The 15,345-nt window shown below is 69.5% G+C and carries 18 protein-coding genes and 1 pseudogene; 8 read left to right on the forward strand and 11 right to left on the reverse strand.

The annotated features are described in order from the left end of the window. Nucleotides 1-76 precede the first annotated feature (76 nt). Together OG707_RS23970 and OG707_RS23975 are read left to right on the forward strand one after the other, a co-directional pair. On the forward strand, nt 77-961 hold the full coding sequence (locus OG707_RS23970; RefSeq protein ID WP_329121601.1) for an NAD(P)-dependent oxidoreductase: 885 nt from the start codon (nt 77-79) through the stop codon (nt 959-961). 44 nt (nt 962-1,005) lie between these two features. After that, on the forward strand, nt 1,006-1,845 hold the full coding sequence (locus OG707_RS23975; RefSeq protein ID WP_329121602.1) for a hypothetical protein: 840 nt from the start codon (nt 1,006-1,008) through the stop codon (nt 1,843-1,845). On the opposite strand, the gene OG707_RS23980 is transcribed toward OG707_RS23975, so the two are convergent. The 3 genes from OG707_RS23980 to OG707_RS23990 all read right to left on the reverse strand — a co-directional run bounded on the left by OG707_RS23980 (nt 1,839) and on the right by OG707_RS23990 (nt 3,702). Continuing rightward, nucleotides 1,839-2,477, reverse strand: a complete 639-nt coding sequence (locus tag OG707_RS23980) for a hypothetical protein (protein ID WP_329121603.1) — start codon at nt 2,475-2,477, stop codon at nt 1,839-1,841. The two genes, OG707_RS23975 and OG707_RS23980, sit on opposite strands and share 7 nt — an antisense overlap. A gap of 24 nt (nt 2,478-2,501) precedes the next feature. Next, nucleotides 2,502-2,696: a 4-oxalocrotonate tautomerase DmpI gene (gene dmpI / locus OG707_RS23985; RefSeq protein WP_329121604.1), complete on the reverse strand. Its 195-nt coding sequence runs from the start codon at nt 2,694-2,696 to the stop codon at nt 2,502-2,504. Nucleotides 2,697-2,811: 115 nt separating this feature from the next. Then, nucleotides 2,812-3,702 carry a LysR family transcriptional regulator gene (locus OG707_RS23990; RefSeq protein ID WP_329121606.1) on the reverse strand — a complete coding sequence of 297 codons (891 nt, stop codon included), beginning with the start codon at nt 3,700-3,702 and terminating at the stop codon, nt 2,812-2,814. 136 nt (nt 3,703-3,838) lie between these two features. Here OG707_RS23990 and OG707_RS23995 point away from each other — a divergent pair, with 136 nt between their 5' ends. Then, nucleotides 3,839-5,389: an HAL/PAL/TAL family ammonia-lyase gene (locus OG707_RS23995; RefSeq protein WP_329121608.1), complete on the forward strand. Its 1,551-nt coding sequence runs from the start codon at nt 3,839-3,841 to the stop codon at nt 5,387-5,389. Between the two features lie 24 nt (nt 5,390-5,413). Here OG707_RS23995 and OG707_RS24000 read toward each other — a convergent pair whose 3' ends face one another. Then, nucleotides 5,414-6,319, reverse strand: coding sequence for a S41 family peptidase (locus OG707_RS24000; RefSeq protein ID WP_329121610.1), 906 nt, complete (start codon nt 6,317-6,319; stop codon nt 5,414-5,416). A gap of 57 nt (nt 6,320-6,376) precedes the next feature. Between OG707_RS24000 and OG707_RS24005 the strand changes: the two genes are divergently transcribed. After that, nucleotides 6,377-6,925, forward strand: coding sequence for an ArsR/SmtB family transcription factor (locus OG707_RS24005; RefSeq protein ID WP_329121612.1), 549 nt, complete (start codon nt 6,377-6,379; stop codon nt 6,923-6,925). A gap of 19 nt (nt 6,926-6,944) precedes the next feature. Here OG707_RS24005 and OG707_RS24010 read toward each other — a convergent pair whose 3' ends face one another. Genes OG707_RS24010 through OG707_RS24025 form a run of 4 tightly spaced genes read right to left on the reverse strand, consistent with a single transcriptional unit; the run spans nt 6,945 to nt 9,864 of the window. Continuing rightward, nucleotides 6,945-7,571 (reverse strand): hypothetical protein, encoded by a 627-nt coding sequence (locus tag OG707_RS24010; RefSeq protein ID WP_329121614.1) that lies wholly within the window; start codon nt 7,569-7,571, stop codon nt 6,945-6,947. Next, a complete protein-coding gene (locus tag OG707_RS24015) occupies nt 7,568-8,188 on the reverse strand; it encodes a hypothetical protein (protein WP_329121616.1) in 621 nt (206 codons plus the stop codon). Before OG707_RS24015 ends, OG707_RS24010 begins: the two co-directional genes overlap by 4 nt. Before the next feature lie 22 nt (nt 8,189-8,210). Continuing rightward, nucleotides 8,211-9,434 carry a putative T7SS-secreted protein gene (locus OG707_RS24020; protein WP_329121619.1) on the reverse strand — a complete coding sequence of 408 codons (1,224 nt, stop codon included), beginning with the start codon at nt 9,432-9,434 and terminating at the stop codon, nt 8,211-8,213. 55 nt (nt 9,435-9,489) lie between these two features. Continuing rightward, nucleotides 9,490-9,864, reverse strand: a complete 375-nt coding sequence (locus OG707_RS24025; protein WP_329121621.1) for a WXG100 family type VII secretion target — start codon at nt 9,862-9,864, stop codon at nt 9,490-9,492. A gap of 295 nt (nt 9,865-10,159) precedes the next feature. Between OG707_RS24025 and OG707_RS24030 the strand changes: the two genes are divergently transcribed. Both OG707_RS24030 and OG707_RS24035 read left to right on the forward strand, forming a co-directional pair. Then, nucleotides 10,160-11,053, forward strand: coding sequence for an expansin EXLX1 family cellulose-binding protein (locus OG707_RS24030; protein WP_443071378.1), 894 nt, complete (start codon nt 10,160-10,162; stop codon nt 11,051-11,053). A 25-nt stretch (nt 11,054-11,078) separates the two neighbouring features. Then, nucleotides 11,079-11,983 (forward strand): annotated as a pseudogene (locus OG707_RS24035) (aminoglycoside phosphotransferase family protein). 178 nt (nt 11,984-12,161) lie between these two features. Here OG707_RS24035 and OG707_RS24040 read toward each other — a convergent pair. Both OG707_RS24040 and OG707_RS24045 read right to left on the reverse strand, forming a co-directional pair. Beyond that, a complete protein-coding gene (locus tag OG707_RS24040; RefSeq protein ID WP_443071379.1) occupies nt 12,162-12,371 on the reverse strand; it encodes a DUF397 domain-containing protein in 210 nt (69 codons plus the stop codon). A gap of 3 nt (nt 12,372-12,374) precedes the next feature. Beyond that, on the reverse strand, nt 12,375-13,229 hold the full coding sequence (locus OG707_RS24045; RefSeq protein WP_329121625.1) for a helix-turn-helix domain-containing protein: 855 nt from the start codon (nt 13,227-13,229) through the stop codon (nt 12,375-12,377). 261 nt (nt 13,230-13,490) lie between these two features. Here OG707_RS24045 and OG707_RS24050 point away from each other — a divergent pair, with 261 nt between their 5' ends. Next, nucleotides 13,491-13,934 carry an ATP-binding protein gene (locus OG707_RS24050; protein WP_329121626.1) on the forward strand — a complete coding sequence of 148 codons (444 nt, stop codon included), beginning with the start codon at nt 13,491-13,493 and terminating at the stop codon, nt 13,932-13,934. 124 nt (nt 13,935-14,058) lie between these two features. Then, the gene (locus tag OG707_RS24055) at nt 14,059-14,712 is read left to right on the forward strand and encodes a Uma2 family endonuclease (protein ID WP_329121629.1); all 654 of its coding nucleotides are present in this window, start codon (nt 14,059-14,061) and stop codon (nt 14,710-14,712) included. 83 nt (nt 14,713-14,795) lie between these two features. Here the strand turns inward: OG707_RS24055 and dmpI (OG707_RS24060) are convergent, their stop codons facing one another. Further along, the gene (gene dmpI / locus OG707_RS24060; RefSeq protein ID WP_329121604.1) at nt 14,796-14,990 is read right to left on the reverse strand and encodes a 4-oxalocrotonate tautomerase DmpI; all 195 of its coding nucleotides are present in this window, start codon (nt 14,988-14,990) and stop codon (nt 14,796-14,798) included. Nucleotides 14,991-15,345 lie beyond the last annotated feature (355 nt).

A 15,345-nucleotide genomic window follows, 5' to 3' on the forward strand; every position in this document is an offset into this window, starting at 1 on the left:
TCGCTTTCCCAGAGGTAACCACCCACACCGAAGTGCGTACTTGATCACCATTCGGTCTGCGACCAGCCTAAAGGTCATGACTGACAACGCACTTGAGACGACCGCCCCGCTGACGCTGCTCGGCCTGGGCGCGATGGGCACGGCACTGGCGCAGGCGTGGCTGGCGGCGGGCCACGACCTCACCGTCTGGAACCGTACGCGGTCCCGTACGGAACCCCTCGTCGCCGCAGGAGCGAAGCCCGCCGCGACCGCCGCCGAAGCGGTGGCGGCCAACCGGCTGGTGGTCCTCTGCCTCCTGGACGACACGTCGATCGACGAGACGCTGGCGGGCGTGGACCTCGCGGGCAAGGACCTGGTGAACCTCACGACGAGCACCCCCGCGCAGGCCCGTGCGCGGGCGGAGTGGGCGGCGGCACGGGGCGCGCGCTTCCTGGACGGCGGGATCATGGCGGTCCCGCCGATGATCGGGGTCCCGGAGTCGGGCGCCTATGTCTTCTACAGCGGCGCGGGCGAGCTTTTCGCGGCCCACGCCCGCACGCTCGCCGTACCGGCGGGCACGAAGTTCGTGGGCGAGGACCCCGGCTTCGCGGCGCTGCACGACGTGGCGCTGCTGAGCGCGATGACGGGCATGTTCGCGGGCGTCGCGCACGCCTTCGCGCTGATCCGCGAGGAGGACATCGCGCCGAAGGAGTTCGCGCCGCTGCTGGCGGAGTGGCTGGGGGCGATGACGTTCTCGGTCCACAAGGCGGCGGACCAGCTGCAGTCCGGGGAGTACGCGAAGGAGGTCGTGTCGAACCTTGCGATGCAGGTGGCGGGGAACGCGACGCTGCTGCGTACGGCGGACGAACAGGGTGTGAGCCCCGAACTCCTCACCCCGTACATGGAGTTGATGGAACGCCGCCTGGCGGCCGGCCACGGGGACGAGGACACGACGGGGGTGGTGGACCTGCTGCGCCGATAGCCACCCCGTACGTTGGAGGCCCCCGAGCCACCAGGAGCACCCGCATGTCCCCGTCCGCCGGCCCCCGCGCCCGCATCCTGTACGTCACCGATCTCGCCTACGAGGCCCGGGGCCGGCGCTACTGCGACGAGGACATCCACCTCACGTCCCGCCTGCGCGAGGACTTCGACCTGGCGCTGTGCCACCCCCTGGACGCGGCCGCGCTGATGGGCGGCTTCGATGCGGTGGTGGTGCGCAACAGTGGCCCCGTACTGCACTACCAGTCCGCGTACGACGCCTTCCGCGCCCGCGCCCTGAAGGACGGCGTCCGGGTCTACACGCAGCTGACGGGGAAGGGGGACGCGGCGGGCAAGCAGTACCTGGTGGACCTGTCGGCGGCGGGATATCCGGTGATCCCGACGGTCGACGACGCACGGGACGCGGACCGCCTCCCGGAGTCGCCCGAGTACGTCGTGAAGCCGAAGCTGGGGGCGGACTCGATAGGCCTGGAGTTCGTCCCGGCGGCCGAACTGCGGACGCGCGCCTTCGCCGGGAGCGTCCTGATCCAGCCGCGCATCGACTTCCGCTACGAGGTCTCCTTCTACTTCGTCGACCACACCTTCCAGTACGCGCTGTACGCCCCGGACCCTGCCGCACGCTGGCGCCTGGAGCGCTACGAAGCGACGCCCGAGGACCTGGCGTTCGCGCAGCGCTTCGTCGACTGGAACGCGATCGACCACGGCATCCAGCGGGTGGACGCGTGCCGGGCGCCGTCGGGCGAGCTGCTGCTGGTGGAGCTGGAGGACCTGAACCCGTATCTGTCGCTGGACCTGCTGGACGCCGATGCGCGCGACGCGTTCGTAGCCAATCTGAAGGCGTCCCTGCACGGCTTCCTGGGTCAGTGATAGACGCGCTGTCGCTCGACGGGCGAGGCGCTGAAATCCCCTGCCCCGTTGATGACTTCGCCGACCCCGAGCCGGATCCCCCGGGCGCGCCCGAAGCCCTTGAGGACGGCGCCGCGCAGGTCCGGGTCGGGTTCGGCGTGGGTTCCGCCTTCGGCGAGGGTCACTGAACGGGCCGAGACGGGCCCCAGGATCTGACAGCCGGAGCCGAGCAGGCTCCGCCCGAGGACCTCGGCACCATTGGCGAGCCGGACCCCGTCGCCGATCCGGATGTGGGCGTCGGCGGACAGGGCCTTGACCTGGGCGCCGCCTTCCCCGATCCCGGAGGCGTCGCCGACCGTGATGCTGCCGCCCGCGCTCGCGGCGATGCGCGTCCCGCCGTGGAAGACGTTGCTGCCGCCGATGACGCAGCGGCTGTCGGCATCGCACTCGACGACGGCGCCCGGATAGAAGAGGTTGCCCGGGCCGAGCGTGACTCTCCGGGAGATGATCACCGAGAACGGGTCGAGTACGACGGTGCCGCTGCCGCCACCGGAGAGCGCCAGCAGCTCGGCCGGCGTCAGAAAGCCCAAGGCGCTTCTCGTCCGGTCGAATTCGTCCCAGAGCGCTGCTGTTCCCGTGATCACCCGACCCATGATCGGGTCCTCCCGGCGCCGCGTCTACTTCTTGGTGTTCTTGTCGGCGGTGAGGGTGCCGCCGATGGCCCAGCTGTCGGTGGGTACTTCGTGGATCCAGACCTGGACGGCCTCGGCGGGGATCTTGAGCGAGTCGACGAAGGCGTCGGTGACGCGCTGGACCAGTTCGCGCTTGAGCTCGATGTCGCGGGGACCCTGCTGGATGGTGACGATCGGCATGACTGAACTCCCTTGTCTCCGGCGGCTTTCCGGTGGTTCCGGGCCGCTCACCGGCGTGACCTCAGTCCATCCGATCCGCGCCCCGCGACCAACAGGCAGAGTGCGCACGCAGCGATCAGGATGAGTGATCGTCGCTGGTCACGGCGGATTCGCAGGCCGCGAGGAGGAGATCGAGCGTGGCGGGCGGGATGTCCGTGCGTACCGTCAGGCCCGTCGACAGGATCAGGCCCGGGGCGCGGAAGGGGACGAACGCCACGCGCGTGCTGGGGAGTTGGTCGGCGTGCGAGGCGTACGCGACCGTCCACATGGGGGTCGCGCGAGAGCCGATCATCGCGTGGGTGTTCTGGAGGGAGCCGCCGGTCGGGCCCGGGACCGGTTCGAAGCCCGCGCTCTGGCAGGCGTTGACGACGAGGTCCACCAGTGCGGGGTTGTTCCGGCGCTCCGTGAGCATCAGGGGGAGCGCGGCGAGGTCGGCCAGGGCTATGTCGGGGCGTGCCGCGAGAGGGTGGGATGCGGGGACCACCGCGATCAGGGGGTCGTCCCAGAGAGGGACGAAGCGCAGGCCGGGGCTCGGTCCCGGGGAGCGTACGAACGTGGCGTCCAGGCGGCCCTCGGCGACCTGTGCGAGGCGGTCCCGGGTGGGGGCGGAGACCAGCTCGACCGGCGTGTCGGGCGCCATTTCGGCGAAGGCGGCGAGTACGCGGTCCAGGTGGGCGCCGAGGCCGGTGCTGGTGCCGAGCCGCAGGGGCGGGCGGGCGGCGACGGCCGCGCGGGCCCGGTCGGCCGCGGCGAGGACGGCGCGCGCCTCGGGGAGGAGCCGCAGCCCGGCTGCGGTGAGCCGTACGTGGCGGGGTGAGCGGTCGAAGAGCTCGGCGCCCAACTCCCGCTCCAGGCGGCGGACTTGCTGGCTGACCGCGGACTGGACGATGTGCAGCTTCTCGGCGGCCCGTCCGAAGTGGAGTTCTTCGGCGACCGTCACGAAGTAGTTCAGCTGGCGCAGCTCCATGGGGCGGACTCTAATCGGCCGGGCGGGAGGGGCGTCGTGCCGCCCTTGCCAGGCTCTAAATAAAATGATTCATTCGAGTGGCCAGTGAATGGATGTATAGCAACGCGTGCTGACCGATCCGCCCGAGAGGACCTCCATGGCCGCCCACGAGATCCACGAGATCACTGTCGTCACCCTGGGCGCGGAGCCGGTCACCGTGGAGCAGTTCGTCGCCGTCGCCCGGCACGGTGCGCGGGTCGAGTTCGATGCTCCGTACGTCGACCGGGTGCGCAAGTCCCGCGCCCTGGTGGAGCGTTTCCTGGCCGAGAACCGCCTCGTCTACGGGGTCACGACCGGATTCGGCGACAACGTCACCGAGGTCATCGCCCCGGCGGACGCCGAGCAGCTGCAGCGCAACATCGTGCGCTCGCACGCCGTTTCGGTCGGCGAACCGCTGCCGGCCGAGATCGTCCGGGCCATCGCGCTGATGGAGCTGGTCGGTCTCGGCGAAGGCTATTCCGGCATCCGCTTCGAGACCCTGGAGCTGATCCGGCGGATGCTCAACGCCGGGGTCACGCCGTACGTCCCCGGGGAGGGCTCGGTCGGATACCTGGCCCCCGAGGCGCACATGGCCCTGGTGCTGCTGGGGGAGGGCCGGGCCTGGTACGGCGGCGAGCTGCTGCCGGGGGCCGAAGCTCTTGCCCGTATCGGCGAACAGCCCGCCCGCCTCGGCTGCAAGGAAGGGCTCTCGCTCACCAACGGGACCCACTCGGTCACCGCGATCGCCGTCCTTGCCACGCACGACGCGGGCGTCGCGGCGACCACCGCCGACATCGCCGCGAGCCTGTCGGTGCAGGCGCTCAAGGGCACCGTACGGGCCTACGACGCCCGGCTGCAGGAGCGCAAGCGCCACCCCGAGCAGGCGGCGGTCGCCGAGAACCTGCGCCGGCTGACCGAATCGAGCGCGCTCAGCGCCGAGTTCATCGACCACCGCCTCCAGGACAGCCTGGCCCTGCGCGCCGTACCGCAGATGCACGGCGGCGCGAAGCGGGCGCTCGCACAGGCCAGGGAGGTCGTCGTCGAGGAGCTGCACTCGGTGGGCGACAACCCGGTCATCCACCCCGAGGGCGAGGACGGGGTCGCGCTGATGGGGGCGAACTGCGACAGCACGTACGTCGGCATCCAGGCCGACTCCATGGTGAACGCGATGACCGTGCTCGCCAAGGTCTCCGAGCGCCGCACCGACCGCATGGTCAACAGCAACCACAGCGAGCTGCCCGCCTTCCTGGCCCCGCGCCCGGGACTCGACAGCGGCTACATGATCGCGCAGTACACGGCCGCCGGACTGACCATGGAGCTGCGCTCGCTGGCGATGCCCGCGTCGGCGGACTCCGTCCCCACGTCGGCGGGCCAGGAGGATGCGGTCGGCAACGCGTATCTGGCGGCGCTGAAGGCGCACCGGGCGGCGCGCAAGCTCGGTTACGTAGTGGCGATCGAGCTGATGTGCGCGGTACAGGCCCTGGACCTGCTCGCCCCGCGCACACCGTCGCCGGCGGCTCGGGCGCTGCGCGCGAGGATCCGGGAGGCCGTACCGACGGTCGTGGAGGACCGGGCCTTCCACGCGGACATGGAGCACATCGCGGATCTCGTACGCAGCGGAGAGGCGATCAGGGTCGTCGAGGACGTGGTGGGCCCGCTGCACCGCTGAGAGCTGCCGCGCCCGACCTGCACATCACTCCGCGAGCCGCTCAAGGGCAAGTGCATGGGCGCGGTCGAGGGAGCCGGCGGCCTCGCAGGCGATGTCCGGCTGCACGCCGGTGCCCTCCCAGTTGGTGCCGGAGACGGGATTGATCGCGCGACCGAGCGGGATGGCGACCTCCAGGTGCGGGTGGACCGTCCAGCCCTCCCGGGGGTGCGCCCCGCCGCGGGTGCTCTCGCCGACGACGACGGCGCGGCCGAGCTGCTGCAGGGTGTACGCGAGATCCTCCGCGCCGGAGAAGGTGTTGCTGCTGGTGAGTATGTACAGCGGCTTGCTGCCGCCGAAGCGCGCTCCGGGGACGTGCGGCAGGGTCCACGACTGCTCGAGGCGGTCGCCGTCGCGCCAGTACATGGTGTTGAGGTGGGTGCGCTCGTCCAGCAGGTAGGTGCAGAGGTAGGGGACCGTGTCCGGGTCGCCGCCCACGTTGGTGCGAAGGTCGATGATCAGCGCGCGGGCGCGGGACACCAGGTTGAGCGCGGCGGTCAGCGGTTCGGACGCCCACTCCAGCGGAAACAGCATCGGGCCCAGCTCCAGCACGGCCACCTCGCCGTCCAGCAGCTCCAGCCGGGGCACGCCGCCCAGCGAGGTGTCGAAGTCCCGGCGTACGGCGGCCATGGTGGCCGCGCCCTTCTCCGTAGGGACTTGGTCGGCGTGGTGGATCAGCCGCAGGTGCCGGTCGCCGTTGACGGACTGGAGATCCGCGGTGACCAGCCGGCCGAACTCCTCGGCGCCGTCGACGTCGTAGGCGCCCTGGGCAAGGCGTTCCCGCAGCAGGGTCGCCAACTGCTCGGCCGCCTCGGGGAAGACGTAGTGGTCGGTCAGGAGCCGGACCGTCTCGTCGATAACAGGAGCAGGCTGAAACTGCGTCAGAGTCGTCATGGCAGGGAGTAGAGCATCGCCCTTGCGAAAGCGTCAAGAGAGTTGGACACTTTGACTATGCGTGATCAGCCCTCCTATCCGCCGCCTCCTCAGGACGTCCAGGAGATCGGCGCACCCGAACAGTTCGCGGCGCTCGCCCACCCGTTGCGCCAGCGGCTGCTCTTCACCCTGGGCCAACGCCCCGCCACGATCAGCCAGCTCGCGACGCAACTCGACACGAGGAAGGGCAACGTGGCCCACCACCTCAAGGTGCTGCGCGAGGCCGGGCTGGTCCACGTCGCCGAGACCCGTCAGGTCCGCGGCGGCACCGAGCAGTACTACCAGCGCACGGCCCGCCGCATGACCGTCGCCGAACCCCAGCCGGCCGGCACGGCCGCGATGCTCGCCGCGGTCGCCCAGGAGCTGAGCCACTCACCGGCCGAAATCCTCCTGACGCTGCGCCACTTGCGCCTCACCCCCGCCAAGGCGCGACAACTCGGCGAGGTTCTGGAGCGACTGATCGACGAGGTGGAGGAGGGTGCGGAGGACCAGCCGGTGCACGGGGTGCTGGTGACGCTGTACCAGCAAAGTCAGGCGGCTGACGGTGTCAGCTCTGGGCCGGGGTAGGTGCAGCGCGCGCCCGCGGTCACGACAGCGAGTCACCCGGTGTGAAGCGCAGGGTGCGGAGGAGAGCGGCCATGATCTCGCAGTAGTCCGCCCAGTGGTCTGTACTGGGCGTACCGAAGGTGACGACGACCAATTCCTGTGCACCCGGGACGGTTTGCTGAGGGACGGGGACGAACGCCTGCAGTTGTGCCACGTCGATGGGGATGTCGGCACCGTACTCGGTGAGCTCGGCCGGGATGCGCAGGGCGGCGGTCCGGTCGAAGACCAGGACGGCTTCTCCGCAGGGCAGACCGAGCATCTCGACGGTCGAAGTGCCGCCCGGACGGCGCGAGGTCATGATTTCTGCGATGCCCTCGGCTGCGATACGGGCATCCCGGTACGTGAGCGGCTGCCGGGCCAGCGTCAGAGTTCCCATCGAGCCGTCGCCGTTGATGGTGCCCAGGCAGGTCGCGGCGTAGAAGACCCCGGTGTCCGCGAGTGTCTGCGACGCGAGCCGGTAGGTGGTGACCGTCTCGTCGAGCTCCTGCTCGGAGAGGGCGGCCGCCCTTGCGCCGAGGCGCGTGATCGCCGCGGTGTGGGCGGCGTCCGGATCGAGTCCGGGGGTGATCTCTTGGAAGAACGGGGGCACTTCGAAGACGACTCTCATCGCTGACTTCCTGTCTGGGGCCGGGCGGAGTTGTCGTACGGCAGGAACCTCCGGCTCCTCCTGCGCAGGGCGACGCGCCCTGCGATGCTCACGCCTCCCGCGAGCGGTGCCAGTACCAGGGCGCTCACCGCCGCCACGCCGAAGCTGCTGCCCGACTGGTGCTGGTCGTACGCGGTGTACGCGGCGACGCCCGTCAGCACGGTGAGCAGTCCGGTCAGCCGCCAGATGGCCTCAGGGTTGACCGTCCGCCGTACGTCGCGCGCGATGGCCGCCAGCTCCGTCGGGTCCGGCTGCCCGTACCTCTGCGGGGCGCGAGGCGGCGTACCGTACGGCAGCCTCCGCATCACCAGCGTGCGCGCTCCGCCACCGGAACCGCTCAGACGGTAGAGGTCGTAGCCCTGTTGCCGTCCGTACCAGACCAGCTGCTCGATGGAGGTGCCCGCGCCGTCCCAGCGCACACGTACCTCGGGGCTGCCGTCGAAAGCGGTGGCGGCAGCGCGCCCGCGCCGTCGGTGCTGAGCACGCGTGCCTATCAGGTCGCGCACTCCGACGACCGCGATGTACGCGGTGAGCAGGAGGGCCGCGGCGGCGACCAGGACGAGCAGGACGGCGTTCACTGGACTGATTCCCTTACTCTGCTCAGTTCTGCCCGGCGGCAGCGGCGTCCTTCTCGGACCCCTTCTTCCAGGCTTTGTCGAAGGCCATGCCGAGGGCGACCGCGGGACCCACACCCGGCACCAGCAACGCGCCGCCCTCCACCGCCGCCTCGGTCTTGCTGTCGGGGATGAAGTAACCGAGGGCCGTGTGGTCCTTGAGGTAGTCGACTCCCGTCATTCCTACGGAAGTCCAACCCGCCCCCTGCGACTCGGCCTTGAGCACTTTCGTGAGCCCGACCGAGACCTCGACCGCGTCTTCGGCCTTGGCCGCCACCTTCCCGATCCCGAAGGAGACGAGCCCGAGGCCGTCCTCCACGAGGGTCCGGTTGCTCACGTCGGCCCCACCGGCCCTCGCGACCAGGTGAAGCCCGAGTCCGGCGCCTGCCGTGATGGCCGAGGTGATTCCGAGGGCGGCTCCCACCGGAGCGCCGATCCCGGTTGCGTCCAGGGCCAGTCCGACCGCGCCGGTCACCGTGCTGATGGTGGAGAAGACATCGCCGATGGCCGAGATGGCGTTGGCATGGTCCTTGACCCAGTCGAAGACGTCATTGGCGAACTGGGCATGAGCCTCGACCACGGATTCGAGCCCGTCGAGCAGCCTGTCCCAGAAGCCGGGTTCGTCGGGGGCCTGGTCGCAGGCCTTCTTGATGAGGTCGGAGACGGTTGCGGCGATGTCGTCGTGCCGGGCGAGGAGGTCTTTCGCGTCGGTGATGATGGCGTCGAGGCTGTCGCGGGCGGAGTTGACCTGCGCGATCGCGTTGTCGAGGCGCTGCTGGGCCTGGTCGGCTTCCTGCTGGGTGCCGTACTGCCGGCCGGCGAGGTCGAGGTCGGGGTTGGACTCGGCGGTACGTTCCCGCTCGCGCGCCCGCTGGGCCTCCTCTTCGAGGCCCTGGGCGTCGCGTTTGAGGCGGGTGAGCTGGTCCTGCCAGTCGGTGAGGGCGCTGGTGGCGCGCTGGAAGCTGTCGGTCGCCTCGCCGAGGATCTTGGGGAGCTCCTTGACCTTGGCGGTGAAGGCGTCGGCGGCGATGCCGGTCCATCCGCCGGTCCCGTTGATGATGCCGGTGAGGACACCATCGGCGGACTTCAACTTGGAGTACGTACCGCTGACGTCCTGAGCGAGCGCGGCGACGGCGGCCGGGGAGCCGGGCGCGGGGTCGAACCCGAGGGCGGGGTAGCCCTCGACGGTGGTCGTGTTCGGTGTGGCCAAGTCATGCTCCGAGGTGGCGAGTTCGGCGGCGGACGGGGTGGCGGCACGGAGGGACTCAGCCGAAGTCGTCGGCCATGCTGCGGTTCTGCGCGGGGGCGCCGGCGGGTGCCGCGGTGCCGCCCGAGCTGCCCTTGACGGCGAAGAGCTCGGAGATGGCGCGGTCGGTGGCGGAGTAGTTGTCCGCGGTCTTCTTGAGGCCGTCACGGATGGCGTCGGTGAGCTTGGAGAGCTGCCCGATGCCGTACTTCCACGCATCCCGGAAGTCGCCGCAGCGTTCCTCGAGCCCGGCGTGACCCACGTCGTGGACGGAGGCCTGCTCCATGCTGTAGCCGGCGGACTTCATGTCGGCGGCGCATTCGTCCAACTGCCCTGCGAGACTGCCGAGTTGTTCCGCATCGACGCGGAAGGTGCCGGGCAGTGAATCGGGCACGTTTGTCTCCGGGTGCAGGAGCGGCAGGAGACGTCGGTGTCCGGGCCGGAGAGGGTTCCTGCCGTGCTTCACCCCCGTGCGGCACAAAATCACCGTAGGCATCACCTTTCCCGTGCGGCAAGGAAAGGGAGCGTCTGGGATGCGTCAAGAATCAGGCGAGGAGACGACGGCAACCTTTTCGCCCCGTGCGGCCACTGACGAGTGCACCATCGGCTCAATCTTCTGAACGGACAGGTATCCGGGAATGCGGACAGCGAGGCAGGCCGCGCGGCAGCGCAGGCACAGACGCAGGCTCATGCGCATGGTCGGCGCCATGCTGGCGGTGGCCGCCGCAGGAGTACTCGCCTACCTGGTCATGGCGTTGCCGTCCGGCAGCACGGCCGATGCAGGGCATGCCGCCGCCACACCCGTCACCACCCGGGCGAGCGCCACGACCGCGCCAGGCACAGGGACCCCGACAGCGACGGGCAAACCCACGCCGACGGCTGCTGCGACCACCAAGGCAGTACGACCGTCGGCCACCCCGCGCCCCGCGAGAACGGAGTCCAACGCGGCGTCCGGCACGGCATCGCTCAGCGGGCGGATCCGGCCCAGGACCGTCTACGAGGGAGTCGCCACCGCCTACGAGGCCGGCGACGGTGACGGCGCCTGCCTGTTCGGCCCGAGCGACGGCCTCATGATCGCGGCGATGAACACAACCGACTACGAGGCGTCCAAGGCGTGCGGCGCGTACGTACTGGTCCGCGCGGCGAACGGCGCCTCCATCACGGTACGGATAACCAACGAATGCCCGGCGCCCTGCGCACCCGGCCAACTCGACCTCAGCCAACAGGCGTTCGCCAAACTCGCCGATCTCAAGGTCGGCCGCATCCCGATCACCTGGCAGCTGCTGAGCCCGAGCACGTCCGACACGATGTCCCTCAGATACAAGACCGGTTCCAGCCGCTATTGGTGCGGCATCCAGGCGATCGACCACCGGAATCCGGTCGCGCGACTGGAGGTCCGTACCGCCAACGGCTGGCGGCAGCTTCCGCGTACCGACTACAACTACTTCATTTCCGCGGACGGCAGCGGGTGCGGCGGCTCGATCAGAATCACGGACATCTACGGAGAACGGCTGACGGTGAGCGGGATCGCGTTGCGCCCGAACGTTGCGCAAGAGACCCGGGTCCAGTTCGCCCGGCACTGATCCCGCCTCGGTACCGTGACTTCGCATGAGGGACACCGACACCGAGAGCACTGCAGACCTGGTCCGTGCCCTGCTGCAGGAGCAGCATCCAGACCTTGCAGGGGGCTGGCCGTTCGCGAGGTGGCGGGCGGCTGGGGCAACCAAATGTGGCGCATCGGGGACGAGTTGGCGGTCCGCATGCAGCGCATGGACCCCACCGGGGAGCTCCAGTTCAAGGAGCGTCGGTGGCTACCCGTATTGGCTCCGCGCCTGCCGCTCCCGGTCCCGACCCCGGTGCGGTTCGGCGAACCGTCCGAGCGCTTCCCCAAGCACTGGACCGTGATGACGTGGGTTCCCGGAGAGCCGCTTGACCACGGCTCGATCAGTCGCGGCGCGCACGCGGCCGACACTCTGGCGGGCTTCCTCAGGGCCCTGCATGTGGAGGCGCCCGCCGAGGCGCCGATGGCTACGGACCGCGGTGGCCACCCCAGGAGCTGCACGGAGGGCTTTGATCACTTCTTCCAGGCCGTTGTCCCCGACGACACCGCGGCCGACGTCCGAGCCGTCTGGGACGATGCCGTTGAGGCGCCTGGGTGGGAGGGCCCGCCGGTATGGGTCCACGGCGACCTCCATCCCGCGAACGTCGTCGTCTCGGACGGAACGCTCTGCGGCATCGTCGACTTCGGTGACATGTTCGCCGGTGATCCGGCGTGGGACCTCGCCGCCGCATGGGTGCTGCTGCCCGAGGGCACGGCCTCACGGTTCTTCGACATGTACGCGCACGCAGACGAGGCAACGATCCGGCGCGCCCGCGGGCTGGCCGCCATGAAGAGCCTCTTCCTGATGCTCATGGGGCAGAACGGAGACAGGGGTCTTCCCGGTGGCAAGCCTTACTGGGGACCGGCAGGCCGGGCGGCACTCGACCGTGTCCTGAGAGGGAGTTCGTTGTAGCCACGGAACTCCCGGCCGCCTTGCTTGTCGCTCACGGTGAATTCCGCGACCCTCACCCGGGTGCAGGGCTCGTCGTGGAACTGGACTCCGTACGCACAGGACCCCGCACTGCCTCCACTGCCGATGTCGCCGATTGAGGAGTCTGCGGGCCCCGTACCGGCCGCCGAACTCCGCATCCTCAGCTGCGACGCACTGCGGGCGCACCGGTTTGCGCGGCACGGAGGAGGGCGCGGAGGGCGGTGCGGTCCGTGGTCATGACGGTGGCAGGGTCGTCGCTCTCGCGGAGGGCGATGGTGTGGGGGGCTGGCGCGGCGAGCTCGACGCAGTTGTTGCCGCCGGAGTCGGAGAACGATGACTTCAACCACTGCAGGCCGGACACGTACGGCACCTCTTACAGCTCCTTGACGATGGAGCGAATGAACTCCCTGGACTTGCTGGGAGTCAACGCCACCTTCTCGACCATGTCCAGCCGCGTACGGAAGTTGGCGAGCTGCGTGGGGGAGTCGATGAACCCGGCGTCGTTCGGAGAGTCCATGTGCACGGTGTCCAGGCTCGGATGGGGCGCTTCCGCGTAGAGGACGGACGAGTCGCCGATGAGCGGGAAGCCGCCCACCGTGAACGGGGTGACCAGGAGCGTGACATTCGGGCGCTCGGACGCTTCGAGGAGATTCAGAAGCTGGGCGCGGGCGACACCACGTCCTCCGATCTGCATCCGAAGGGCGGCCTCGTGGATGACACCCACGTACGGAATGGGCCGGTCGCCGGTGATCACCGTCCGACGGGCCAGCCGGTGGGCTACGCGCAGCTCAACTTCCAGGCGCGGCAAGGGTGGTACGAACAGCTCGAAGATGGCCCGCGCGTGTTCCTCAGTGTGAAACAGGCCGGGGAGGTGCGCGATCTGCACGGTGCGGAGCCGTACCGCATAGTTCTCCAGGGCGGAGACGTCGAGGAACCCGGGGGGAATCTTGCCCCGATACTCCTCCCACCAGCCCGACTTGCGCCCTCCGGTCAATCTCGCGAGCTCGTCGATGAGGGCAGGTTCGTCGCACTCGTAGATGCTGGCGAGGCGCCGCAACCGTTCTTCGCTGATGCCGAACCGGCCCGCCTCGACATTGGAGATGACCGTACGGTCCGTGCCGAGCAGGTCCGCAGCCGTGGGTGCTGTCATCCCGGCAGCCTCACGGAGCCGACGGAGTTCGGTGCCGAACCGGCGTTGAAGGATGGTCGGGGTCTGTCGCGGTGCCATGTGCCGTCTCCTCGCTCGCGCACAGTGTGCCTATTCGGCGTCCCGCGGTCCACCACAATCGAGAAGTTAACACTTACGTGTCGCCAGGTAGCACAGTTATGAGATCTTCTCGTACTTTGTGATGCGGGCCACTCGTGACGTCGCTGTCGGAAGTGCACCGGCTCCCCTCCGGAACGGCGGGGGGCCGGCATCGCCACCGCAGACAACATCACGCGACCCATGCCCTGTTGTTACGTCTCGCGCGCACCCAGGAGGTGCCTGATGAGGTCCGAAGCAATCCCCCACATCGACCCCGCACCGATCCCCTTCGCGGGGCAGTGGCAGTACGAACTCCACTTCCCCCGCGACCTCAGAGGCCCAGGCGTCGCCCGCATCGCGCTCCGGGCGATCCTCGCGGCCCACAGTCTGTCCGAACTGGCGGACAGGGCCGAGCTGTTGGCGTCGGAGCTGGCCACCAATTCCGTACGGCACACGAAGGGGCCGGCGTACGTGCGCCTCCAGTGGCTGCACCCCGTGCTCCGTATCAGCGTCTGGGACGCGAGCCCTGACCTGCCGGAACCCGCAGACCCGTCGGCCGACGCGGAGGACGGCCGGGGACTGCTCATCCTCGACCTGGTCGCGGACCGGTGGGGGGCGTGCCCGATGGGCGAAGGGGCGGGTGAGCGGCGTGGCAAGACGATCTGGTGCGAGCTTGTCTTCGCGTGACGCCGAAGCGCGCCGGCTGTCGGCACCTGACCGGCACCTTTCGGGTGAACGGTCGCGTACGGGACATGGCATCCGCTCCGTGCCTACGATGCTGTTCTCGACACCAGCCCATGGGAGGCCCGAGATGTCCGCAGCACCGGTCGAGTACTTCACGCCCGACGATGCGCCGCTGACGCTGCTCGAAGAGGCCAACAAGCTCCTGGAGCACAACCCCGGCTACCGGGTCGAGATCATCGGAGGCGTTCTCACTGTGACCCCGCCAGCGGACGTCGCCCATTCCAGGGGCCTGAACAAGCTCGTTCGCCCTTTTGTGGCCGCCGGTCTCGATGACGGTCCGACCGAGGTGCACCAGGCCATCGGCCTCTGGCTGCCCGACGGCCCGGAGGACTACGCAGTCCCTGACCTTTCCGTTGTCGACGCCGACATCGACGACCACCTGATCGAGAACAACTGCTACGACCCGGCCGTGTTCCGCATGACCCTCGAGGTCACCTCGAGCAACTACCAGAACGACCTCCGCAACAAGGTCGCGGCGTACGCCATCGCCAAGGTCCCCGTCTACGTGATCGTCGACCGCAAGCACAACCGCCTGCACGTCCTGACCGACCCCATTGCCAACGAGTACGACCAGCACCGCATCCACGCCCCCGGGCAGTTGGTCACCCTGCCCGAGTCGATCGGCGCGAAGGTCACCCTCGACGTAACAGAGGCCCTCACCGCATCACGCCACAAGCGGGATCCGGAGCCGAGGTCCGCGGAGGACACTGCCGCCGGCTGATCTCGGAGGCGGTGGCGGCCCGCCGCAAGGGGCTGCGGTGCAACCTGGCGACGGGGCTGCCTCCTCGTTCCGTACGTACGCGTCTACTTCTTGGTGTTCTTGTCGGCGGTGAGGGTGCCGCCGATGGCCCAGCTGTCGGTGGGTACTTCGTGGATCCAGACCTGGACGGCCTCGGCGGGGATCTTGAGCGAGTCGACGAAGGCGTCGGTGACGCGCTGGACGAGTTCGCGCTTGAGCTCGATGTCGCGGGGACCTTGCTGGATGGTGACGATCGGCATGGCTGAACTCCCTTGTCTCCGGCGGCTTTCCGGTGGTTCCGGGCCGCTCACCGGCGTGACCTCAGTCCATCCGATCCGCGCCCCGCGACCAACAGGCAGAGTGCGCACGCAGCGATCAGGAAGCGAGATCGTCGCTGGTCGGGGTGGGGGCAGTTGAGGGAGGGCGCTGCCAACCTCGGTGGCAATACCGTCTGAGGCGAGTACTGCCTCATTGCCTGACGCGGAGGCGGCCGACCCTTGCGGATTCTGCCGGTGGTGATGGCACCGGGTTTCGTGGCCGGGTGCGGGTGGGTGGAGGGCCGCCTCCACGGTCCGGTGGGGGCGGGGGCGATACGCGTGGGCGGGTGCGGCTTAC

This window comes from Streptomyces sp. NBC_01465, assembly GCF_036227325.1.
Classification (GTDB): Bacteria; Actinomycetota; Actinomycetes; order Streptomycetales; family Streptomycetaceae; genus Streptomyces.

Bases quoted from the DNA above. Each gene is read 5' to 3' on its own strand.
- OG707_RS23970 (WP_329121601.1), top strand. From the start codon at position 77: ATGACTGACAACGCACTTGAGACGACCGCCCCGCTGACGCTGCTCGGC.
- OG707_RS23975 (WP_329121602.1), top strand. From the start codon at position 1,006: ATGTCCCCGTCCGCCGGCCCCCGCGCCCGCATCCTGTACGTCACCGAT.
- OG707_RS23980 (WP_329121603.1), bottom strand. From the start codon at position 2,477: ATGGGTCGGGTGATCACGGGAACAGCAGCGCTCTGGGACGAATTCGAC.
- dmpI (WP_329121604.1), bottom strand. From the start codon at position 2,696: ATGCCGATCGTCACCATCCAGCAGGGTCCCCGCGACATCGAGCTCAAG.
- OG707_RS23990 (WP_329121606.1), bottom strand. From the start codon at position 3,702: ATGGAGCTGCGCCAGCTGAACTACTTCGTGACGGTCGCCGAAGAACTC.
- OG707_RS23995 (WP_329121608.1), top strand. From the start codon at position 3,839: ATGGCCGCCCACGAGATCCACGAGATCACTGTCGTCACCCTGGGCGCG.
- OG707_RS24000 (WP_329121610.1), bottom strand. From the start codon at position 6,319: ATGACGACTCTGACGCAGTTTCAGCCTGCTCCTGTTATCGACGAGACG.
- OG707_RS24005 (WP_329121612.1), top strand. From the start codon at position 6,377: ATGCGTGATCAGCCCTCCTATCCGCCGCCTCCTCAGGACGTCCAGGAG.
- OG707_RS24010 (WP_329121614.1), bottom strand. From the start codon at position 7,571: ATGAGAGTCGTCTTCGAAGTGCCCCCGTTCTTCCAAGAGATCACCCCC.
- OG707_RS24030 (WP_443071378.1), top strand. From the start codon at position 10,160: ATGCGCATGGTCGGCGCCATGCTGGCGGTGGCCGCCGCAGGAGTACTC.
- OG707_RS24045 (WP_329121625.1), bottom strand. From the start codon at position 13,229: ATGGCACCGCGACAGACCCCGACCATCCTTCAACGCCGGTTCGGCACC.
- OG707_RS24050 (WP_329121626.1), top strand. From the start codon at position 13,491: ATGAGGTCCGAAGCAATCCCCCACATCGACCCCGCACCGATCCCCTTC.
- OG707_RS24055 (WP_329121629.1), top strand. From the start codon at position 14,059: ATGTCCGCAGCACCGGTCGAGTACTTCACGCCCGACGATGCGCCGCTG.
- dmpI (WP_329121604.1), bottom strand. From the start codon at position 14,990: ATGCCGATCGTCACCATCCAGCAAGGTCCCCGCGACATCGAGCTCAAG.